General features: G+C 70.7%; 20 protein-coding genes and 1 riboswitch. Of the genes, 7 read left to right on the forward strand and 13 right to left on the reverse strand.

Annotation, left to right across the window (positions count from 1 at the left end; all coding sequences use genetic code 11):
• Window positions 1-60 precede the first annotated feature (60 nt).
• Window positions 61-738, forward strand: a complete 678-nt coding sequence (locus tag OG867_RS07805; RefSeq protein WP_406283843.1) for an N-acetylmuramoyl-L-alanine amidase — start codon at window positions 61-63, stop codon at window positions 736-738.
• On the opposite strand, the gene OG867_RS07810 is transcribed toward OG867_RS07805, so the two are convergent.
• The 3 genes from OG867_RS07810 to OG867_RS07820 form a co-directional block, all read right to left on the reverse strand.
• Window positions 731-1,900 carry a cysteine desulfurase family protein gene (locus OG867_RS07810; protein WP_406283845.1) on the reverse strand — a complete coding sequence of 390 codons (1,170 nt, stop codon included), beginning with the start codon at window positions 1,898-1,900 and terminating at the stop codon, window positions 731-733. The two genes, OG867_RS07805 and OG867_RS07810, sit on opposite strands and share 8 nt — an antisense overlap.
• Before the next feature lie 248 nt (window positions 1,901-2,148).
• Window positions 2,149-2,418, reverse strand: a complete 270-nt coding sequence (locus OG867_RS07815; protein WP_406283847.1) for a DUF4190 domain-containing protein — start codon at window positions 2,416-2,418, stop codon at window positions 2,149-2,151.
• The gene (locus OG867_RS07820; RefSeq protein WP_328902515.1) at window positions 2,415-2,567 is read right to left on the reverse strand and encodes a hypothetical protein; all 153 of its coding nucleotides are present in this window, start codon (window positions 2,565-2,567) and stop codon (window positions 2,415-2,417) included. Before OG867_RS07820 ends, OG867_RS07815 begins: the two co-directional genes overlap by 4 nt.
• Window positions 2,568-2,681: 114 nt before the next feature.
• Between OG867_RS07820 and OG867_RS07825 the strand changes: the two genes are divergently transcribed.
• On the forward strand, window positions 2,682-3,317 hold the full coding sequence (locus tag OG867_RS07825) for a TetR family transcriptional regulator (RefSeq protein ID WP_406283849.1): 636 nt from the start codon (window positions 2,682-2,684) through the stop codon (window positions 3,315-3,317).
• 22 nt (window positions 3,318-3,339) lie between these two features.
• On the opposite strand, the gene OG867_RS07830 is transcribed toward OG867_RS07825, so the two are convergent.
• From OG867_RS07830 to OG867_RS07875, 10 genes are all read right to left on the reverse strand, one after another.
• Window positions 3,340-4,176, reverse strand: coding sequence for a thioesterase family protein (locus OG867_RS07830; protein ID WP_328902513.1), 837 nt, complete (start codon window positions 4,174-4,176; stop codon window positions 3,340-3,342).
• Between the two features lie 58 nt (window positions 4,177-4,234).
• On the reverse strand, window positions 4,235-4,894 hold the full coding sequence (locus OG867_RS07835) for a trimeric intracellular cation channel family protein (RefSeq protein WP_328902512.1): 660 nt from the start codon (window positions 4,892-4,894) through the stop codon (window positions 4,235-4,237).
• 18 nt (window positions 4,895-4,912) lie between these two features.
• Complete coding sequence (locus OG867_RS07840) at window positions 4,913-6,103, reverse strand: ABC transporter ATP-binding protein (RefSeq protein WP_406283852.1); 1,191 nt, start codon at window positions 6,101-6,103, stop codon at window positions 4,913-4,915.
• Window positions 6,100-7,203 carry an ABC transporter ATP-binding protein gene (locus OG867_RS07845; RefSeq protein WP_406283854.1) on the reverse strand — a complete coding sequence of 368 codons (1,104 nt, stop codon included), beginning with the start codon at window positions 7,201-7,203 and terminating at the stop codon, window positions 6,100-6,102. Before OG867_RS07845 ends, OG867_RS07840 begins: the two co-directional genes overlap by 4 nt.
• Window positions 7,200-8,189 (reverse strand): ABC transporter permease, encoded by a 990-nt coding sequence (locus tag OG867_RS07850; RefSeq protein ID WP_026171441.1) that lies wholly within the window; start codon window positions 8,187-8,189, stop codon window positions 7,200-7,202. Before OG867_RS07850 ends, OG867_RS07845 begins: the two co-directional genes overlap by 4 nt.
• Before the next feature lie 89 nt (window positions 8,190-8,278).
• Window positions 8,279-10,039 (reverse strand): ABC transporter substrate-binding protein, encoded by a 1,761-nt coding sequence (locus OG867_RS07855; RefSeq protein WP_406283856.1) that lies wholly within the window; start codon window positions 10,037-10,039, stop codon window positions 8,279-8,281.
• A gap of 44 nt (window positions 10,040-10,083) precedes the next feature.
• Window positions 10,084-11,076, reverse strand: a complete 993-nt coding sequence (locus OG867_RS07860; RefSeq protein WP_406283858.1) for an ABC transporter permease — start codon at window positions 11,074-11,076, stop codon at window positions 10,084-10,086.
• A 309-nt stretch (window positions 11,077-11,385) separates the two neighbouring features.
• On the reverse strand, window positions 11,386-12,153 hold the full coding sequence (locus OG867_RS07865; protein WP_328902506.1) for an enhanced serine sensitivity protein SseB C-terminal domain-containing protein: 768 nt from the start codon (window positions 12,151-12,153) through the stop codon (window positions 11,386-11,388).
• Window positions 12,154-12,267: 114 nt separating this feature from the next.
• A complete protein-coding gene (locus tag OG867_RS07870; RefSeq protein WP_406283860.1) occupies window positions 12,268-13,038 on the reverse strand; it encodes an enhanced serine sensitivity protein SseB in 771 nt (256 codons plus the stop codon).
• A gap of 125 nt (window positions 13,039-13,163) precedes the next feature.
• On the reverse strand, window positions 13,164-13,847 hold the full coding sequence (locus OG867_RS07875) for an AAA family ATPase (protein ID WP_328902504.1): 684 nt from the start codon (window positions 13,845-13,847) through the stop codon (window positions 13,164-13,166).
• Window positions 13,848-14,031: 184 nt separating this feature from the next.
• A riboswitch (glycine riboswitch) is annotated at window positions 14,032-14,125 on the forward strand.
• Between the two features lie 141 nt (window positions 14,126-14,266).
• Here OG867_RS07875 and gcvT point away from each other — a divergent pair.
• The 5 genes from gcvT to metG all read left to right on the forward strand — a co-directional run bounded on the left by gcvT (window position 14,267) and on the right by metG (window position 20,522).
• On the forward strand, window positions 14,267-15,382 hold the full coding sequence (gene gcvT, locus OG867_RS07880) for a glycine cleavage system aminomethyltransferase GcvT (protein ID WP_406283862.1): 1,116 nt from the start codon (window positions 14,267-14,269) through the stop codon (window positions 15,380-15,382).
• 101 nt (window positions 15,383-15,483) lie between these two features.
• On the forward strand, window positions 15,484-15,861 hold the full coding sequence (gcvH, locus tag OG867_RS07885) for a glycine cleavage system protein GcvH (protein WP_328902502.1): 378 nt from the start codon (window positions 15,484-15,486) through the stop codon (window positions 15,859-15,861).
• A gap of 20 nt (window positions 15,862-15,881) precedes the next feature.
• Window positions 15,882-17,141: a serine hydroxymethyltransferase gene (gene glyA / locus OG867_RS07890; RefSeq protein ID WP_406283864.1), complete on the forward strand. Its 1,260-nt coding sequence runs from the start codon at window positions 15,882-15,884 to the stop codon at window positions 17,139-17,141.
• Window positions 17,142-17,318: 177 nt separating this feature from the next.
• Window positions 17,319-18,701 carry an L-serine ammonia-lyase gene (locus OG867_RS07895; RefSeq protein ID WP_406283866.1) on the forward strand — a complete coding sequence of 461 codons (1,383 nt, stop codon included), beginning with the start codon at window positions 17,319-17,321 and terminating at the stop codon, window positions 18,699-18,701.
• A 114-nt stretch (window positions 18,702-18,815) separates the two neighbouring features.
• On the forward strand, window positions 18,816-20,522 hold the full coding sequence (metG, locus tag OG867_RS07900) for a methionine--tRNA ligase (protein WP_406283868.1): 1,707 nt from the start codon (window positions 18,816-18,818) through the stop codon (window positions 20,520-20,522).
• Window position 20,523 lies beyond the last annotated feature (1 nt).

The raw sequence follows: 20,523 nt of genomic DNA on the forward strand, positions 1-20,523 counted from the left end.
GCCCCACCAGGGTACGTGGGGGCGGGAACCGAAAGCTCGCGGATAAGCGTTCTCCGTCACATGGGGACCAAGGGGACGGCCGGGGCGGGCACCGGGACCGGGATCAGCCGGCGCTCGGTGCTGATCGGCGGTGCCGTCACGGCCGTGGGCACGGCGGCGCTGGCGCGGGACCGGCTGAAGCGCGCCTGGTGGCGGCTGCCGGGCGTGGAGAAGCCGCGCACCCCGGGGGCGGTGGACTACGCGGGGGCGCAGTGGGTGGCGGCGTCGGACGCGAACTGGCGGCGGGCCGACCGCCCCGACGACTACGGCATCGACCGGGTGGTCATCCATGTCACACAGGGCAGCTTCAACAGCGCGGTGCGCGCCTTCCAGGACCCCGGGCACCAGGCGGCGGCGCATTACGTGGTCCGCAAGGACGGGCACGTGACGCAGATGATCCGCGAGCTGGACGTGGCGTTCCACGCGGGCAACCGCTCGTACAACGAACGCAGTGTGGGCATCGAGCACGAGGGCTTCGTGGAGCGCCCGCAGGACTTCACCGCCGCGATGTACGGGGCGTCGGCGAAGCTCACCGCGGCGATCTGCGCCCGGTACGGCATCCCGGTCGACCGCGAGCACATCATCGGACACGTCGAGGTGCCGGGCGCCGACCACACGGACCCGGGCCGCGGCTGGGACTGGGAGCGCTACATGGAACTGGTCCGGCGCGCGGCCACGTCCGGGAAGCGGGCTAGCTGAGCCCCGCCGACCGCGCCCGCTCCACCGCCGGGCCGATCGCCCGGGCCACGTCCTGGACGTCCTGCTTGACCGAGGTGTGGCCGAGCGAGAAGCGCAGGGTGCCCCGGGCCAGGTCCGGATCGGCGCCCGTGGCGAGCAGCACATGGCTGGGCTGGGCGATCCCGGCGGTGCAGGCGGAGCCGGTGGAGCATTCGATGCCCTGGGCGTCCAGCAGCAGCAGGAGCGAGTCGCCCTCGCAGCCGGGAAAGGTGAAGTGCGCGTTGGCCGGCAGACGGCCGCCCGGTGCCGGGTCGCCGCCCAGGAGGGCGTCGGGGACCTCCGCCAGGACGGCGGCGGCCAGCTCGTCGCGGAGCGCGCCGGTCTCCCGGGCGAAGTCCTCGCGCCGGTCGGCGGCGATCCGTCCGGCGACCGCGAAGGAGGCGATGCCCGGTACGTCCAGGGTGCCGGAGCGGACATGGCGCTCCTGCCCGCCGCCGTGCAGCACGGGCACCGGGGTGTACTCGCGGCCGAGCAGCAGCGCGCCGACGCCGGTGGGCCCGCCGATCTTGTGCGCGCTGACGGTCATCGCGGCGAGCCCGGACGCGCCGAAGTCCACGTCGAGCTGTCCGAACGCCTGGACCGCGTCGGCGTGCATCGGGATCTCGAACTCGCGGGCCACCTCCGCCAGCTCGCGCACCGGCAGGATCGTGCCGATCTCGTTGTTGGCCCACATCACGGTGATGAGCGCGATGCCGTCGGGGTCGCGCAGCACCGCCTCGCGCAGCACCTCGGGGTGGACGCGCCCGTACCGGTCGACGGGGAGGTATTCGACGGTCGCGCCCTCGTGGGTGGCCAGCCAGTCGACGGCGTCGAGGACCGCGTGGTGCTCGACGGGGCTGGCGAGGACCCGGGTGCGGCGGGGGTCGGCGTCGCGGCGGGCCCAGTACAGGCCCTTCACCGCGAGGTTGTCCGATTCGGTGCCGCCCGAGGTGAAGACCACCTCGCTGGGGCGTGCGCCGAGGGCGTCGGCGAGGGATTCCCGGGACTCCTCGACGGTACGGCGGGCCCGGCGCCCGGCGGCGTGGAGTGAGGACGCGTTGCCCGTGACGGCGAGCTGCGCGGTCATCGCCGCGATCGCCTCGGGAAGCATCGGCGTGGTCGCGGCGTGGTCGAGGTAAGCCATGGTGGGCTCGATTCTACGAGCCCCGGGCTCGGGCCTGTCGTCCGGATCAGGCCGGATCAGGGAGCGGGCTCTGGTGCCGTGCATCGCAAGCGGAGGATTGAGGCAACGCGGAGCGTTGGTGATTGACGACAACGCCGCGAGGTGCGGCACCAGAGCCCGCGAGCCCGGCATGATCCGGACGACAGGCCCCAGGCGTACGGCGGGCGCATGGGGTCCCGCTCCCCGCGCACTGTGTGGTGCCGGGCGGATCAGCCCCCGAAGCCCCAGGAGACGACGCCGTTTCCGGTGACCAGGAAGGCCAGGACCACCAGGTCGGCGACACCGAGCGCGAGGCCGAGGAAGGCGCGGGTGCGCCGGGTGGTGGAGCGGGCCAGGGCCACGAGGGCCATCACGATGGCGGCGGGGCCCAGCAGCAGGTTCATCACCAGCAGCCCGACGAGCCCCAGCACGAACGAGGCGACGGCGAGCCCGTCGGCGTCCCGGCGGGAGCGCGGGGCGGCTTGCGCCGGCGCGCTCATCGGGAACCCCGCGCCCGCTCGCGTACGGCGAAGACCAGGAGCCAGCAGGCGATGAGGGCGCCGAGGACGAGCGACAGGGGAAGCGGGATCTGGACCACCGCTCCCAGCACGATGCCCAGCAGGAGCAGGGCGGCGACGAGGACGATCATGTTCGGCCTTTCCGTGTGTGGGCGGACCCTTGAGAGTACGACTGTTCACTGACTCCTGAGTCTAAACCCGCACGGCCCTTCCCCGCTCCGGAGAACAGTTGTTTACTGAATGGCATGAGTCACACCGCAGGGGTCCGCCAGAACCAGAAGCTGAGAACGCGCCAGGCGCTGCTGGACGCCGCCCTGGGGCTGCTGGCGGAGCAGAGCCTGAGCAGCCTCGGGCTGCGCGAGGTGACCCGGGCGGCCGGCATCACGCCCACGGCCTTCTACCGGCACTTCGAGAGCGTGCCCGCGCTCGGTGTGGCCCTGGTCGAACAGACCCTGGGCAGCCTGCACGGCATGATCGGCGCGATACTCGCCGAGACCGGCGACAGCGAGGTCCGGCTCGACCGCAGCGTGGAGCTGATACGGCGTCACGTACGGGAGCAGCCCGCGCACTTCCGCTTCATCGCGCGGGAGCAGCACGGCGGGGTCGGCCCGGTCCGCGAGGCCATCGCGGCGCAGCTGCGACGGTTCGCCGAGGAGGTGGCGGCGGCCCTCGCGACGGAGCCGGAGTCCCGGGGCTGGGCCGAGGAGGACCTCTTGATGCTGGGCGGTCTCTATGTGGACCACATGGTGATCACCGCGTCGGCCCTGCTGGACGCGGGCCCGGCGGACGACGAGCGGGTGGCCCGCACGGCGGGGCGCCGGCTCCGGCTCATCGCACTCGGCGCCCTGCACTGGCTCGACGAGCCGGCACAGGGCGCCTGAAAAGAAGGAACGACCGGGAGGGTCAGCCGCGCGGGGCGCGGGCGAGCTGGCGGGACTGGGCGACCAGGCGGTCGGCGCTGTCCCAGACGTCCGCGTCCTCCTCCAGGAAGCCGCCCGCCAGGTTGCGGGTGGTGATGGAGACGCGCAGCGGGCCCGGGGCCGGGCGGCAGCGGATGTGCGTGGTGAGCTCGATGGTGGGCGTCCAGCCCTGGAGCCCCAGCTCGAACGAGGTCGGCGGCAGGGCGTCCACGGTGAGCAGCAGGGAGAGCGCGTCGGGGTCGCGGCCGTCGGCAAGACCGAACCAGCCGCGCATCTCGCCCTTGCCGGAGGGCTGCCCGACCGCCCAGCCGATGGTCGCCGGGTCCAGCTTGATGTCGAGCCGGTCGGTGATCGCGGAGCTGCCCGGGATCGGCGCCGGTCCGTCGCTGGGGCCGAGGCAGTGCTCGCGCGGCGGGATGGCCGGCGGCTTCGCGGAGGTGCGGACGTCGTCGCTGAGCGCGTCCAGGTCGCCGTAGGTGGCGAGGACGCGGATGCGCTCGACCTCGGTGCCGTCCTCGGCGTACTGGAAGAGCGACGCCTGACCGGTGGAGAGGGTGCGGCCGGTGCGGACGCTCTGGGTCCGGATCACCGCAGGGCCGGGCACGGAGGCGGTGAGGTAGTGCGCGGAGACGGAGAACGGGTCCGCGTGCGGCAGGGCCTCGCCGAGCGCGCGGCCCAGCATCGCCAGCAGGTAGCCGCCGTTGACGGCCTGGATGATCGTCCAGCCCGCCGAGAGCTCCGCGTCGTAGACGCCCTCTTCGCGCAGGGTGACCGCGGTGTCCCGGTCGAACTCGCTGTCCCCGATGGTTGCCTGTGCCATGGGGGCACCGTACACCGATTGTATTACTGAGCGGTAGCTTTTTGGGTCCCCGAGTAGGTCACCCCTCGTCCGCCCGCGCCGAGCGCCGGTTGTAGGCGCGCGGGGCCCGCCAGCGGAAGCGGAGCGCGAGCAGCCGCAGGACGAACGCGGTGATCACGGCCGCGCCGCTGGTGAGGGCGTTGAGGGCGTCGAAGCGGATGCAGAGCACGATCATGGTGGCGCCGACCATGGCAGGCACCGCGTACAGGTCCCGGTCCCAACGCAGCAGCGAGGGAACCTCGTTGGCCAGGACGTCCCGCAGCACACCGCCGCCGACCGCTGTGGCCAGGCCGAGCGCCGCCGACGAGGTGAGGCCGAGCCCGTAGTCGTACGCCTTCACCGTGCCGGTGACGCAGAACAGCCCGAGACCGGCCGCGTCGAAGACGTTCACGCCGACCTGGATGCGCTCCACGTGCGGGTGGAGGAAGAAGACGAGCCCGGCGGCGAGCAGCGGGGTGGTGAAGTACCCCAGATCCGTGAAGGCGGCGGGCGGCACCGCGCCGATGATCAGATCACGGAACAGCCCTCCGCCCAGCGCGGTCACCTCGGCGAGCACCGCGATGCCGAAGACATCGAAGTTCTTGCGTACGGCGAGCAGGGCGCCCGAGATCGCGAAGACGAAGATCCCCACGATGTCGAGCGCGTGCTGGACGGAGGGCGTGAACAGTTCGTTGAGCACCGGGCAATTGTGCCCGTACTACTCCTTCGTACCGTCCGGGGCGGGCTCGGAGGGCTCGGCGGCCTTCGCGGGCGCTTCCTTCACCGGTGCCTCGGAAGGCTCCTTGGCGGGCGCCGACCGGACCGTGATGACGTCCGCGACCAGCGGCGCGTCGCCCGGCACCTGGTCCTCGCCGTTCTCCGGGTGGTGGCAGGCCACCTGGTGCCCGGTCTTCAGCTGGAGCAGCGGCGGCTCGGTCGTGCCGCAGACCTTCGTCGCCTTCCAGCACCGGGTGTGGAACCGGCAGCCGGCGGGCGGCGAGATCGGCGACGGGACATCGCCCTTGAGCAGGATGCGGTCGCTCTTGGCACCGCGCCGGCGCGGGTCCGGCACGGGCACCGCGGACATCAGCGCCTTCGTGTACGGGTGCATCGGCGCCTCGTACAGCGACTTGCGGTCCGCCAGCTCCACGATCTTGCCGAGGTACATGACCGCGATCCGGTCCGAGACATGGCGGATCACCGACAGGTCGTGCGCGATGATCATGTACGTAAGGCCCAGCTCGTCCTGGAGGTCGTCCAGCAGGTTCACCACCTGCGCCTGGATCGACACGTCCAGCGCGGAGACCGGCTCGTCCGCGACGACCAGCTTCGGCTTGAGCGCGAGCGCCCGGGCGATGCCGATGCGCTGGCGCTGGCCGCCGGAGAACTCGTGCGGATAGCGGTTGTAGTGCTCGGGGTTGAGCCCGACCAGCTCCAGCAGCCGCTGGACCTCCGCCTTCACTCCGCCCTCGGGCTTGACGCCCTGGAGCCGGAAGGGAGTGGAGACGATCCCGCCGACCGTGTGGCGCGGGTTCAGCGAGCCGTACGGGTCCTGGAAGATCATCTGGATGTCGCGCCGCATCGGCCGCAGCCGTCCGGCGGACAGATGGGTGATGTCGCGGCCCTGGAACTCGACCTTGCCGCCGGTCGGTTCGAGCAGCCGGGTCACCAGCCGGCCCATGGTCGACTTGCCGCAGCCCGACTCGCCGACGACGCCCAGGGTCTCCCCGGGGCGCACGTCGAAGGTGAGCCCGTCCACGGCCTGGACCGCGCCGACCTTGCGCTTCAGCACACCCTTGGTGATCGGGAAGTGCTTGACCAGGCCGTCCACCTTGAGGAGCGGTTCGGTGCCGGACCCGTCCGACCCGGCCGCGGCGGGCGCGGGAGTCTTCTTGTTCAGCTCAGTCACAGCTTCGGCGCAATCTCTTCGGTCCAGATCCGGTCGCGCTGCTCGGGCGACATGTGGCACGCGGAGAAGTGCCCGTCGCCGACCTGTCGCAGCTCCGGACGCTCGGTGCGGGTGATGTTGTCGGGCGGGACGTCGGCGTACGGGCAGCGCGGGTGGAAGGCGCAGCCCGACGGGACGTTGATGAGACTGGGCGGCGAGCCCTTGACGGGGATCAGCCGCTCGGTCTGCTCCCGGTCGATCCGCGGCATCGAGCCGAGCAGGCCCCAGGTGTACGGGTGCTGGGGCTCGTAGAACACCTTCTCGGCGGAGCCGCGCTCGACGCAGCGTCCCGCGTACATCACGAGGATCTCGTCCGCGATCTCGGCGACGACGCCGAGGTCGTGGGTGATCATGATGACCGCGGAGCCGAACTCCTTCTGGAGATCGCGGATCAGGTCGAGGATCTGCGCCTGGACGGTGACGTCGAGGGCGGTCGTCGGCTCGTCGGCGATGAGCAGCTGCGGGTTGTTGACCAGGGCCATCGCGATCATCGCGCGCTGGCGCATGCCGCCGGAGAACTGGTGCGGATAGTCGTCGAACCGGCGGTGCGGCTCGGGGATGCCGACCCGGTCGAGCATCTCGACGGCGCGCTTCTTGGCGGTCTTCTTGTCGACCTTGTGGTGGACCCGGTGGGCCTCCACGATCTGCGCGCCGATCGTGTAGTACGGGTGCAGGGCGGACAGCGGGTCCTGGAAGATCATGGCCATCTTCTGGCCGCGCAGCCTCCGTACGCGCTCGGCGCCGGAGCCGATCAGCTCCTCGCCCTCCAGCCAGATCTCGCCGCCGATGCGGGCCCGCTCCGAGGTGTGCAGGCCCATGATCCCCAGCGAGGTCACGGACTTGCCGGAGCCGGACTCGCCGACGATGCCGAGGGTCTGGCCGGCCTCCAGGTCGAAGCTGACGCCGTCCACGGACTTGACCAGGCCGTCGTCGGTGTCGAAGTGGACGCTGAGGTCGCGTACGGAGAGGAAGGGGTGGCCGTCGCCCGGGCGCGGGGCCGGGACGCTCTCGGCCGTCCGGGAGTCCTTCTCGGTCGAGTCCTTCTTGGTCACGCCGCTCATGAGAGCCTCACCCGGGGGTCGATCGCGGCGTACACGAGGTCCACCAGCAGGTTGCAGATGACGATGAAGAAGGCCGCGACCAGGGTCACGCCCATCACCTTGGGCAGGTCGGCGGTGGTCACGCCCTGGATCGCGAAGGCGCCGAGCCCCTGGAAGGAGAAGACGCGTTCGGTGATGACCGCGCCGCCGAGGAGCAGCGCGAAGTCCATGCCGAAGATCGTGACCAGCGGGGTGAGCGCGGACCGCAGCCCGTGCTTGACGACCACCTTGCGTTCCTGGAGGCCCTTGGCGCGCGCGGTCCGGATGTAGTCCTCGCTCATGGTCTCCAGCATCCCGGCCCGGGTGAGCCGGGCGTAGAGCGCGGAGTACAGCAGGGCGAGCGTGCACCAGGGCAGGACCAGGCTGCCCGCCCAGGCGACCGGGTCCTCGGTGATGGGGACGTACTCCCCGTTGCCGAAGAGCGCCAGGACCACCAGGCCGGTGAAGAACATCGGGAGCGAGACGCCGGCGAGGGCGACGCCCATGGAGAGGCGGTCGAAGAGCGAGCCCCGCTTCAGCGCGGAGACGACGCCGATCGCGACACCGGAGATCACCCAGATGACGGCGGCACCGACGGCCAGCGAGAGCGTGACCGGGACCCGGTCCACAAGCTGCGGCCAGATCTCGGTGTGCGTCTTGAACGAGTACCCGAAGCACGGGGCGTTGCACGTGACGGGGTCGGGGCCGAACTGGTACTGGGCGCCGACCACGATGCCCTTGATGAAGTGCCAGTACTGGAGGTACAGGGGCTGGTCCAGGCCCAGGTTCTTCTTGACCGCGGCGATGACGTCGGGGTCGGGGCTCTTCCCCACGTACTGGGCGGCCATGGAGTCGAGGGTCTGCCCGCCGAGGCGGGGCACCAGGAAGAAGATCGCGAACGTGACTGCGCTGACCACCAGCAGCAGCAACACCGCGGCGAATACGCGTCGGATGATGTACGCAGCCACAGCCGTGCGGCGCCGGGCGGGTGGGGCGGGAAACCCCGCCGCCCGGCGCCTTCACCTGCCTTTCAGGGGATACTTTTGATGAACAGGCGCTACTTGGTGGACGACATGAGCACGTAGTCGTACATGCCGAGGTACGCGTCGGTGACGGTGACGTTCGCCGCGGAGGCCGGGCGGTACAGCAGGTTCTTGCGGTAGTAGAGCGGAACGACCGAGGCGGTCTCCATGACCTTCTGGTCGACCTCGCCCCACGTGGCGTTGCGCGCCGTGGTGTCCACCGTGCCGATGCCCTTGACGAGGAGGTCGTTGACGCCCTTGTCGTTGAGCTCCATCAGGTTCGTGCCACCGGACGGCTTGATGGCCGAGCCGTTGACGATCTGGTCGAGGAAGCCGAAGCCGGTCGGCCAGTCGGCGCCCCAGGCCATCATCATCATGCCCGCGTTGTTCTTGTGCACCCAGGCCGGGACGCCCGCGAAGTCGGTGAAGTACTTGTCCGCCGGGAACTGCTTGATCTCGGCGGTGACGCCGATGGCCTTCAGGCTGTTCTGGAGCTGCGTGGCGGCGGTGACCTCGTCAGGACGGTCGGAGCGCGCCGTCAGCGTGGTCTTGAAGCCGTCCGGGTGACCGCACTTGGCCAGGTGCTCCTTGGCCTTGGCCACGTCGCCCTTGCTGCCCTCGGTCGGGTACAGGTCGAACTTCTTGTAGCCGGCGACGGTCGGGGGGATGACCGTGCTCGCCGGGTCGCCCTTGACCGAGCCGCCGATCGAGTCGACCATGCTCTGCTTGTCGACCGCGTACTGGACGGCCTTGCGGCACTCGACGTTGTCGAACGGCTTCACGTTGACGTTCAGCGCGAGGTACTGCAGGGCGCCGGCGTACGGGTTGTCCGTCTTCGCCTTCTCGGCCGCCTTGCCGAGGACCTTGGGCTGGGTCTTGGACTGGAGGCCCGTGCCCGCGATGTCCGCGGTGGTCTCGTCGTTGAGCAGGTGCTCGTCGACGGTGGTGGGGTTGACGTTGAACTTCAGCTGGATCTTGTCCGGCAGCGCCTTGCGGATCGGGTCCGACTTCGGGTCCCACTCCGGGTTGCGGACCAGGGTCGCGCCCTTGCTCTCGTCGTACGCCGAGAACTTGTACGGACCCGAGGAGACCATCTTCTGGACGTAGCTGGCGCCCGTGTCGGCCTTCTGCTGGACCGGCGCGGTCTGCGAGAACGCGGCCAGGTAGTCCATGTCCGCGAACGGCTTGTTCAGGTGGAAGACGATCGTGTACTTGTCCGGGGTCTCGATGGACTTCAGACCCGCGGTGGACTTGTCCTTGTAGGGACCCTTGTACTTGTCGCCGCCCTCAAGGTACGCCTTGAAGTACGTCGGGCCGTTGGACAGGGCCTCCGGCGCGAAGTTGGAACGCTCGACGGCGTACTTGACGTCCTGCGAGGTGATCTCGGAGCCGTCCTCGAACTTCACGCCCTTGCGCAGCGTGTACGTCCAGGTCTTGGCGTCCGCGCTCGCCTTGCCGAGGCCGGTGGCGAGGTCGGGGACGACCTTCAGGCTGTCCTTGCCGGCGGCCGGCTGGAAGGTGACCAGCGAACGGGCGTACAGGCGGGAGAAGTTCTGCACCCAGCCGTAGTACGTGTTGCCGGGGTCGAGGGAGTCCGGGCCACTGGTGTGCTCGTAGGTGACCGTCCCGCCCTTCTTGTCACTGGCGTTGACGATGCTCGTCAGACCGGCGTCGGCCTTGGCGTTGCCGCCGCCGCCCTTGCCGCTGCCTTCGTCCGAGTCCGGACCGCACGCCGTGGCGCCGAGCGACACCGCGATCGCGACGGCTATGAGCGCCGCTGTCTTTCTGTTCTGCATGCTGAGGAAAGCCCCCTCGCTAGTCCTGTGCGGCACTGCCGCGTTTACTTGCCACGAGGGTCGAGTGCGTCACGCAGCCCGTCCCCCAGCAGGTTGAAGGCCAGCACGGTGATGAAGATCGCCATGCCGGGGATGACCATGAACATCGGGTCCACCTCGTAGAGGTCGACCGCCTGCGTGAGCATGCCGCCCCAGGACGCCTGCGGCGGTGCGATACCCACGCCCAGGAAGGACAGGGCCGCCTCGAAGAGGATGTTCGTGGGGATCAGCAGCGTCGCGTACACGAGGATCGGCGCGACCAGGTTGGGCAGCAGCTCGCGGAAGAGGATGAACGGCCCGCGGGCGCCCAGCGACCTGGCGGCCTCCACGAACTCGCGCTCGCGGAGCGACAGCGTCTGCGCGCGCACGATGCGGCCGATGTACGGCCAGCTGAAGAAGCCGATCACGAAGATCAAGACCGCGATCCGCAGCGTGAGCCCTTCCATCCCGAAGGCGTTGCCCTGGAGGGACGCGGAGATGGAGATCGCGAAGAGCAGCAGCGGGAAGGCCAGGAAGGTGTCCATCAGCCGGCTGATCACGCTGTCCACCCAGCCGCCGTAGAACCCGGCCACGACACCCATGACGACGCCGATGACGACGGAGAGCAGGGTGGAGCCGACGGCGACGACGAGCGAGACCCAGGAGCCTTCGAGGATGCGCGCGAAGATGTCGCGGCCGGTCTGCGGCTCGACGCCGAACGGGTGGTCCCAGCTGATCCCGCCGAAGCTGCCCTTGGGCGCCAGCATGACGGGGTCGACCAGGGTCTGGTTGAACGCGTTGGGGTCGAGACCCAGGAGCGACTGGAGCGGCTTGGAGAACACCGCGGTCAGGATCAGCAGGACGACAACGATGCCACCGGCCATGGCGGCCTTGTCCCGCTTGAACCGGGTCCAGGCGATGCGGCCGAGCGAACGGCCCTCGATCTCCTTGCGGCCCGCGCCTTCCAGCACCGCTTCGGGCCGCGTATCCGCCCTGGTGGTCTCGATAGGTGCCGTCATTGCGCTGGAGACCCCTCTCGGCCGGCGGTGGCCGGCCCGTGACCGCCGCGGTAGCGGCTCGTACATAGCTAGTTGCGTGGGAGTCTTCAGCCACTTCGCGCACACCCGCCAGACCTGACGGGGAATGTTTGCTCAAACGTGATGCCGTCAGAATGCAACCGATATCCGAACAGCCGGGCTCGACAATCGGGCCTCTCGGTCACAAAACGGCGATAACGAACACTTCGCGCACGAACGCCGAAGTGCCCGCAATGCCCCTTATTTGCCGGGGCCTGACGTGGGATCAGTACGTGGGATCAGTGCGCGGGATCAGTACGCGGGTGCCTGGGGGTAGCCGTAACCGGGCGCGGCGTGCGCCTCGCGGTCGTAGAAGGGGCGGGAGTTGACGCGCAGCCACATCGCGACCGGGTCGTACTCGTCGGACATCGCGACCGTGGAGACCGGCAGCCCCTCGGGGACGGCGCCGACCGACTGGCGCATCATCGCGCGCACCGCGTCGACGGACGGCCGGCTCGTGTCGTACAGATCGAGGCCGACCGCGAGGTACGGGACGCCGAGCGCGGGCTGCACCCAGGCGCGGCGCAGGGAGCGGATCGCGGGGGTGTGGTGGGCGTTCTGCGTGAGCTGGGCGTAGAACCGCGCGAGGTCGAGGGCGGGTTCGCTGATCCGCAGCGGCCCGGCGGGCATCCGGTCGAGGCCGGTCGCGATGCGGCGCAGGTCCAGCCAGGGGATGCCGACGCCGCCGCCGGGGGCGTGCGGATTGAGCCAGACGCCCCAGCGGTCGGGGTAGAGGGCGCGCGCGATGTCCAGTCCGGCGACGACCTCGTGGTCCCGGCTCCAGCCGCTGGCGGTGAGCTCCTGGGCGGAGGTGACGCACGGGGCGTAGCCGAGCCCGTCGACCTCCATGTTCCCGTACTGGGCGTCGGGGGCGCCGGGGCGGCCGTGCCACAGGAGCATCCGGACCCGGCCGGACGCGAGGGCCTGGAGCAGCGCCTCGTACGCGTCGTAGCGCCCGGGCGCGACCTGGCGCAGCATGTGCTCGACCTGACCGGCCGCCGCGGTGCCTGACGCACTCACCCTGGTCCCGCCCCTCGTAGATCCTCTGCTCCGGCCACCGGGCATCGGCCTTCGGCCATCAAACCAGCTTATGCGGCCGCACCGTCACCGGCTTGACGCCGCGGCCGCCCCCCGTCACTCCGGGGCGCGCGTGTAGAAGGGCCGCACCCGCTCGCGCATCCAGTCGGCGACCGGGTCCTGCGCCACGTCGAGGAGGACGAGGTTGACCGGCCACGGCACCGCGACGCGGCCCAGCGCCCGGCCCAGGGCGTCCATCGGGGCGCTCTGTCCGGCGCCGTCCCAGGTGGAGAACTCGACGCCGACGAAGAGCACGGGGTCCTCGCCCTCGACGCTGGCCAGGACCCGGCGGGCGGAGCGGACGACGCCGCTCTCGTGGAACTCGCCGGCGGCGGCGGCCAGGAAGTCGACGGGCTCCTCCCTCCAGTCCGGCTCGTACAGCCGGACCCGGCCCCCGGTCGCCGGGCCGTCGAGCGGGGTGCGCCCGGCCCGGCACAGCTCGGCGACGGCGGGCGGGGGCAGCGGCAGTCCGACGGCGCCGCCCGGGTTGACGGCGATGCCGAGCTGCGGGGGCAGTCCGCGGGCGAACTCGACGGCGGGGGCGACGGTGAAGGACATCCGGTCGCCGACGCAGGTCAGGAACTGGTGCTCGGAGCTGTAGACGGGGACGTACGCGGCCCCGTCGATCTCCATCGCGGGCAGGTCGAGGTCCCGGGCGTCGGGTCCGCCGCCGTTGGGCAAGGGCACCCAGACATGGCTGCGGCCGAGCACCTCCAGCAGGCGGCCGCCCGCCTCCGGGGTGCCGAGCGAGGCGCCCAGCACCTGTTCGAGTTCATTGGCCGGCCAGCCGCTCTGCGGCAGGCTCCCGGCCTGTGCCGGAATGTCCACTGCTTCCCTCTCGCCCCGTTGCCGTGCAGCAAGAGGGTACGGCCTCGCCCGGGCTCCGTCGCTCCCCGGGGCTGTCCGGAAACCGCCCGTCCCCGGCTACCGTCCGGCCGTTGGACGGTCCGCTTTCAGCCGTCGGTCTGTGCGTGTGCGAACGTGATGCGCGTGAGCGTCCCGGCCGCCTCGCGGTCGAGCAGCACCGCCGAGGCGCAGCCGCGCGGCAGCAGCCCGGCCTCGGTGTCGCGCTGCAGCCGCCCCACGGCTCTGCGGTGCCGGGCGAAGGCGTACGCGGAGACGCCCCGGCCGCGCTCGCGCTGGCCCTCGCGCGCGGTCCGGGCGGAGACGTCGAGCAGGACCAGATGCAGGCCGCTGCCCCGGCGCCGGGCATGGCGGGCGAGCAGGGCGCGGACCCAGCTCTGCGTACCGCAGTCGTGGACGACGACGGAGGCGCCGGAGCGCAGCGCCCGCCGCAGTCCCCGGTAGTGGGCGAGGCGGACGAGCGGGCGGTAGAGGACGTAGGGGAGTAAGCGGGGCAGCCGGCGGGCCCAGCGGTCCCGGGCGTCCTGGGAGTCGACCGCGTGCGCCGGGGCGGTGCGGGAGATCAGCGTGGACTTGCCGCTGCCGGGGAGCCCGGAGACGACCACGACGTCCCCGGCGGCGAAGCACAGGGCGCGCGGACCGCGCCCGGACCGGCCGCGCAGATCCCGCACGACGGGCGGATGCGTGCCCACCGCCTGCCGGGGTGGCGAGCCGGACTGTGCGGGCAGCGCGGTGCTCGTGGTTCCCGCGGTCGTCGCGTAGCGCAACGTCATCGCCTCCCCCTGGCCGTACGGCCGACGCGTGCAGGACCGATACCTACCCCCGAAGTGTAAAGAAAAGGTAATGCGAGGCAACCGTCCGACCCGCCGCGAAACCGTGACCCGGCCCACCGGTCCCGGCGCCCCGCTCCCCCGGAATGCGTGCGATGATGACCCCGCCAACTGCATACAGGCCGCTTGAATCCGCGCGGGAGAGTCCCGGTCACCGTGCCGGGCGCCGAAGGAGCAAGATCCTCCCTTGAATCTCTCAGGCCCCGTACCGCGTGGATGAGGCAGATCTGAAAAGCGAGCCGCCCGGCGGCTCCACCCAAGGTGCAAGCCGAACCCCCGCGGGGTCTCTCGGCGAACCTCTCAGGTTCCGATGACAGATGGGGAGGGATCGTCCTCGTCGTCATGCCCTGGGAGCCCGTTTCATGAGCAGCACCCCCCGTCTCACAGCCCTCGACACCCTGCACCGCTCGCTGGGCGCCACCATGACCGACTTCGCCGGCTGGGACATGCCGCTGCGGTACGCGAGTGAGCGCGACGAGCACAACGCCGTCCGCACGAGGGCCGGTCTCTTCGACCTGTCCCACATGGGCGAGATCACGGTCACCGGCCCGCAGGCGGTGGACCTGCTGAACCACGCGCTGGTCGGCAACATCGGCACGGTCTCGACCGGCCGGGCCCGCTACACGATGATCTGCGCCGAGGACGGCGGCATCCTGGACGACCTGATCGTCTACCGCCTCCAGGACACGGAGTACATGGTCGTCGCCAACGCCGGCAACGCCCAGCTCGTCCTGGACACGCTCACCGGGCGCGCCGCCGGCTTCGACGCCGAGGTCCGCGACGACCGCGACGCGTACGCGCTGCTCGCCGTGCAGGGCCCCGCGTCCCCGGCGATCCTCGCGGCCGTGACCGACGCCGACCTGGACGGCCTGAAGTACTACGCCGGACTGCCCGGCACGGTCGCCGGGGTCCCCGCGCTGATCGCCCGGACCGGCTACACCGGCGAGGACGGCTTCGAGCTGTTCGTCGCGCCCGGCCACGCCGAGCAGCTGTGGCGGGCGCTCACCGACGCGGGCGCCGCGCACGGCCTGATCCCGTGCGGCCTGTCCTGCCGTGACACGCTGCGCCTGGAGGCGGGCATGCCGCTGTACGGGCACGAGCTGACGACCTCGCTGACCCCGTTCGACGCCGGGCTCGGCCGGGTCGTGAAGTTCGAGAAGGACGGCGACTTCGTCGGCCGCAAGGCGCTGGAGGCCGCCGCGGAGCGCGCCGAGACCGCCCCGCCCCGCAAGCTCGTCGGCCTGGTCGCCGAGGGCCGCCGGGTGCCACGCGCCGGATTCCCGGTCGTGGCGAACGGCGAGGTCATCGGCGAGGTCACCTCCGGGGCCCCCTCACCCACGCTGGGGAAGCCGATCGCCATGGCGTACGTCGACGCGGCGCACGCCGAGCCGGGCACCGCCGGAGTCGCGGTGGAGATCCGAGGCAGCCACGAGCCGTACGAGGTCGTGGCGCTCCCCTTCTACAAGCGCAAGAAGTAGAACCGTAGGACCCGGCCGGCGCCGCGTACGTGACGCGGTCCCGTCTCACACCGTAAGACCACCGTTCATCCGCACTCCCCGCGTACAGGAGAATTCAGACCATGAGCAACCCCCAGCAGCTGCGGTACAGCAAGGAGCACGAGTGGCTGTCGCCCGCCGAGGACGGTGTGGCCACGGTCGGTATCACCGAGCACGCGGCCAACGCGCTCGGTGACGTCGTCTTCGCGCAGCTTCCCGAGGTCGGCGACACGGTGACCGCGGGCGAGACCTGCGGCGAGCTGGAGTCGACCAAGTCGGTGAGCGACCTGTACTCGCCGGTGACCGGTGAGATCACCGCGTCCAACCAGGACGTCGTGGACGACCCGTCGCTGGTCAACTCCGCTCCGTTCGAAGGCGGCTGGCTGTTCAAGGTACGCGTCGCGGAGGAGCCGAAGGACCTGCTCTCCGCCGACGAGTACTCCGAGTTCTCCGGCAACTAAAGACCCCAAGGGACCACCTGATGTCGCTTCTCAACTCCTCCCTCCACGAGCTGGACCCGGACGTCGCCGCCGCCGTCGACGCCGAGCTCCTGCGCCAGCAGTCCACGCTCGAAATGATCGCCTCGGAGAACTTCGCTCCGGTCGCGGTCATGGAGGCACAGGGCTCCGTCCTGACCAACAAGTACGCCGAGGGCTACCCCGGCCGCCGCTACTACGGCGGCTGTGAGCACGTCGACGTGGTCGAGCAGATCGCGATCGACCGCATCAAGGCGCTCTTCGGCGCCGAGGCCGCGAACGTCCAGCCGCACTCCGGTGCGCAGGCGAACGCCGCCGCGATGTTCGCGCTGCTGAAGCCGGGCGACACGATCATGGGCCTGAACCTGGCGCACGGCGGTCACCTGACCCACGGCATGAAGATCAACTTCTCCGGCAAGCTCTACAACGTGGTCCCGTACCACGTGGACGACACCGGCGTCGTGGACATGGCCGAGGTCGAGCGCCTGGCCAAGGAGGCCAAGCCGCAGCTGATCGTCGCCGGCTGGTCCGCGTACCCGCGCCAGCTGGACTTCGCCGCCTTCCGCCGCATCGCGGACGAGGTCGGCGCGTACCTGATGGTCGACATGGCGCACTTCGCCGGTCTGGTCGCCGCGGGCCTGCACCCCAGCCCGGTGCCGCACGCCCACGTCGTCACCACCACCACGCACAAGACCCTCGGCGGTCCGCGCGGCGGGGTGATCCTCTCCACCCAGGAGCTCGCCAAGAAGATCAACTCGGCGGTCTTCCCGGGTCAGCAGGGCGGCCCGCTGGAGCACGTGATCGCGGCCAAGGCGGTCTCGTTCAAGGTCGCGGCGGGCGAGGAGTTCAAGGAGCGCCAGCAGCGCACCCTGGAGGGCGCCCGCATCCTGGCCGAGCGCCTGGTCCAGCCCGACGTCACCGAGGTCGGCGTCTCCGTCCTGTCCGGCGGCACCGACGTGCACCTGGTCCTGGTGGACCTGCGCAACTCGGAGCTGGACGGCCGGCAGGCCGAGGACCGGCTCCACGAGCTCGGCATCACGGTCAACCGGAACGCCATCCCCAACGACCCGCGCCCGCCGATGGTCACCTCCGGCCTCCGGATCGGCACCCCGGCCCTGGCCACCCGCGGCTTCCGCACCGAGGACTTCACCGAGGTCGCCGAGATCATCGCCTCGGCCCTCAAGCCGTCCTACGACGCGGACGACCTGAAGGCCCGGGTCACCAAGCTCGCCGAGAAGTTCCCGCTGTACCCCGGCCTGAAGTAGCCGACCCGGCGCGTTCGCGCCTCCGGGAGGGGCACCCGCACACTGAACAGTGGGCGGGTGCCCCGTCCCTTGTCCCCCCGCTGTCCCCTCCGCTTTGTCTCTTGCACTCCGGGCCGTCCCGCCCGTACCGCACCACCCGGCAGACAACGGCGTCTACCAACCCTTAGGAGTCACCCCGTGGCCATCTCGGTCTTCGACCTGTTCTCGATCGGCATCGGCCCGTCCAGCTCCCATACGGTCGGCCCCATGCGCGCGGCCCGTATGTTCGCGCGCCGCCTGAAGAACGAGGGCCTGCTCGCGCACACCGCCTCGGTCCGGGCCGAGCTGTACGGCTCCCTCGGCGCCACCGGCCACGGCCACGGCACCCCCAAGGCGGTCCTGCTCGGCCTGGAGGGCGAGTCCCCGCGCACCGTGGACGTCGAGACGGCCGACGAGCGCGTCGAGGCGATCCGCGCCGGCGGCCGGATCAACCTCCTCGGGATGCACGAGATCCCCTTCGACGCGGACGAGCAGCTGGTCCTGCACCGCCGCAAGGCGCTCCCGTACCACGCCAACGGCATGACCGTCTTCGCGTACGACGCCGAGGGCGCCCCGCTCCTGGAGAAGACGTACTACTCGGTCGGCGGCGGCTTCGTCGTGGACGAGGACGCCGTGGGCGAGGACCGGATCGTGCTGGACGACACGGTCCTGAAGTACCCCTTCCGCACCGGTGACGAGCTGCTGCGGCTGGCCCGCGAGACCGGTCTGTCGATCTCCTCGCTGATGCTGGAGAACGAGCGCGCCTGGCGTACCGAGGAGGAGATCCGCTCCGGGCTCCTCGGGATCTGGCGGGCCATGCAGGCGTGTGTGACGCGCGGGATGTCCCGCGAGGGCGTCCTGCCCGGCGGCCTCAGGGTGCACCGCCGCGCCGCGAAGACCGCCCGCCAGCTGCGCGCGGAGGGCGACCCCCAGACGCACGCCATGGAGTGGATCACCCTCTACGCGATGGCGGTCAACGAGGAGAACGCGGCGGGCGGCCGCGTGGTCACCGCCCCGACGAACGGCGCGGCCGGCATCATCCCGGCCGTCCTGCACTACTACATGAACTTCGCGGCGGGCGGCGCGACCGAGGCCGAGAAGGACGACAGCATCGTCCGCTTCCTGCTGGCGGCCGGCGCGATCGGCATGCTGTTCAAGGAGAACGCCTCCATCTCCGGCGCCGAGGTCGGCTGCCAGGGCGAGGTCGGCTCCGCCTGCTCCATGGCCGCGGGCGCCCTCGCCGAGGTCCTGGGCGGCACCCCCGAGCAGGTGGAGAACGCCGCCGAGATCGGCATGGAGCACAACCTGGGCCTCACCTGCGACCCGGTCGGCGGCCTCGTCCAGATCCCGTGCATCGAGCGCAACGGCATGGCCGCGGTGAAGGCGGTCACGGCGGCGAAGATGGCGCTGCGCGGCGACGGCAGCCACAAGGTCTCCCTCGACAAGGTCATCAAGACGATGAAGGAGACCGGCGCCGACATGTCCGTCAAGTACAAGGAGACGGCCCGGGGCGGGCTCGCGGTGAACATCATCGAGTGCTGAGGGGCCGTGCTGAGGGTGCCGGAAATCCGGTAAAGGGGGCTGTCTCCCATTCGATAAGATGCAAACGGCCTGCGACAGAGGCACCCGCACCTTAGAAACTGGGAGCATCCAACGATGACTCGACACCTGATCACCAGCGCGCTTCCCTACATCAACGGGATCAAGCACCTGGGGAACCTGGTCGGGTCGATGCTCCCGGCAGACGTCTACACCAGGTATCTGCGCCAGCGGGGCGAGGAGGCGCTGTACATCTGCGCCACCGACGAGCACGGCACCCCGGCGGAGCTGGCCGCGAAGGCGGCCGGGCTGCCGGTGGCCGAGTTCTGCGCGCGGCAGCACGACGCGCAGAAGGCGGTCTACGACGGGTTCGGGCTCGCGTTCGACTACTTCGGGCGCAGCTCCTCCGCCGAGAACCGCGAGATCACCCAGCACTTCGCTCGCAAGCTGCACGAGAACGGTTTCATCGAGGAGCGGGCGATCCGCCAGGTCTTCTCGATCGCCGACGACCGCTTCCTGCCGGACCGCTACATCGTCGGTACGTGCCCGCACTGCGGATACGACAAGGCGCGCGGCGACCAGTGCGAGAACTGCACCCGCGTGCTCGACCCGACGGACCTGATCGAGCCGCGCTCCGCGATCAGCGGCAGCAGCGAGCTGGAGGTCCGGGAGACCAAGCACCTCTTCCTCCTCCAGTCGAAGCTGTCCGGCGAGGTCGAGGCGTGGATCGACAAGACGAGCGACGAGTGGCCGCACCTGGCGTCCTCGATCGCCCGCAAGTGGCTCACCGAGGGCCTGCACGACCGGTCGATCACCCGTGACCTGGAGTGGGGCGTACCGGTCCCGGCGGACACCTGGCCGGAGCTGGCGGCCGAGGGCAAGGTCTTCTACGTCTGGTTCGACGCCCCCATCGAGTACCTCGGGGCGACGAAGGAGTGGGCGGACCTGGAGCCGGAGACCCGGGACTGGAGGTCCTGGTGGTACGAGACGTCCGACGTCCGGTACACGCAGTTCATGGCCAAGGACAACGTCCCGTTCCACACGGTGATGTTCCCGGCGATGCAGATCGGCACCCGTGAGCCGGTCAAGCGGGTCGACCACGTCAAGGCGTTCAACTGGCTGAACTACTACGGCGGCAAGTTCTCGACGTCGCAGCAGCGCGGCATCTTCTCGGACACCGCCCTTGAGCTGCTGCCCGCGGACTACTGGCGCTACTTCCTGATGGCGCAGGCCCCGGAGTCGGACGACACGTCGTTCACCTGGGAGCTGTTCGCCACCTCGGTCAACAAGGACCTGGCCGACACCCTCGGCAACTTCGTGAACCGGGTGCTGTCCTTCTCGCGCAAGCGGTTCGGCGACGAGGTCCCGGCGGGCAAGGAGGCCGGGGAGGCCGAGCGGAAGCTGGGCGAGGAGATCGCGCGGCTGCTCGCGGAGCACGAGGGCCACATGGAGGCGCTCCAGTTCCGCAAGGCGGCCCAGGCCCTGCGCGCGCTGTGGAGCGCGGGCAACTCCTACCTGGAGGAGAAGGCCCCCTGGCTGGAGATCAAGACCGACCAGGAGGGTGCCGCGCTCACGCTGCGCACCGCGATGAACCTGATCCACCTGTACGCGGTCGTCTCGGAGCCGTTCATCCCGTCCTCCGCGCGGGCCATGCGCGAGGCGTTCGCCCTGGCGGACGACACGGCGACCTGGGTGAGCGCCGACGAGGCCCGCGCCCTGGCGTTCGTGCCGGCCGGGACCGCGTTCACGGTGCCGCCGGTGCTCTTCGCCAAGATCACGGACGAGGACCTGGACGCCTGGCGCGAGCGCTTCGGCGCCCAGTAGT

The organism is Streptomyces sp. NBC_00209 (assembly GCF_045206345.1).
Taxonomy (GTDB): domain Bacteria; phylum Actinomycetota; class Actinomycetes; order Streptomycetales; family Streptomycetaceae; genus Streptomyces.

What these genes read in the sequence shown, in the direction of transcription:
- OG867_RS07820 (WP_328902515.1), bottom strand. Translation starts at nt 2,567, where the DNA reads ATGATCGTCCTCGTCGCCGCCCTGCTCCTGCTGGGCATCGTGCTGGGA.
- OG867_RS07860 (WP_406283858.1), bottom strand. Translation starts at nt 11,076, where the DNA reads ATGACGGCACCTATCGAGACCACCAGGGCGGATACGCGGCCCGAAGCG.
- glyA (WP_406283864.1), top strand. Translation starts at nt 15,882, where the DNA reads ATGTCGCTTCTCAACTCCTCCCTCCACGAGCTGGACCCGGACGTCGCC.
- metG (WP_406283868.1), top strand. Translation starts at nt 18,816, where the DNA reads ATGACTCGACACCTGATCACCAGCGCGCTTCCCTACATCAACGGGATC.
- OG867_RS07825 (WP_406283849.1), top strand. Translation starts at nt 2,682, where the DNA reads ATGAGTCACACCGCAGGGGTCCGCCAGAACCAGAAGCTGAGAACGCGC.
- OG867_RS07875 (WP_328902504.1), bottom strand. Translation starts at nt 13,847, where the DNA reads ATGACGTTGCGCTACGCGACGACCGCGGGAACCACGAGCACCGCGCTG.
- OG867_RS07845 (WP_406283854.1), bottom strand. Translation starts at nt 7,203, where the DNA reads ATGAGCGGCGTGACCAAGAAGGACTCGACCGAGAAGGACTCCCGGACG.
- gcvT (WP_406283862.1), top strand. Translation starts at nt 14,267, where the DNA reads ATGAGCAGCACCCCCCGTCTCACAGCCCTCGACACCCTGCACCGCTCG.
- OG867_RS07815 (WP_406283847.1), bottom strand. Translation starts at nt 2,418, where the DNA reads ATGAGCGCGCCGGCGCAAGCCGCCCCGCGCTCCCGCCGGGACGCCGAC.
- gcvH (WP_328902502.1), top strand. Translation starts at nt 15,484, where the DNA reads ATGAGCAACCCCCAGCAGCTGCGGTACAGCAAGGAGCACGAGTGGCTG.
- OG867_RS07810 (WP_406283845.1), bottom strand. Translation starts at nt 1,900, where the DNA reads ATGGCTTACCTCGACCACGCCGCGACCACGCCGATGCTTCCCGAGGCG.
- OG867_RS07855 (WP_406283856.1), bottom strand. Translation starts at nt 10,039, where the DNA reads ATGCAGAACAGAAAGACAGCGGCGCTCATAGCCGTCGCGATCGCGGTG.
- OG867_RS07805 (WP_406283843.1), top strand. Translation starts at nt 61, where the DNA reads ATGGGGACCAAGGGGACGGCCGGGGCGGGCACCGGGACCGGGATCAGC.
- OG867_RS07830 (WP_328902513.1), bottom strand. Translation starts at nt 4,176, where the DNA reads ATGGCACAGGCAACCATCGGGGACAGCGAGTTCGACCGGGACACCGCG.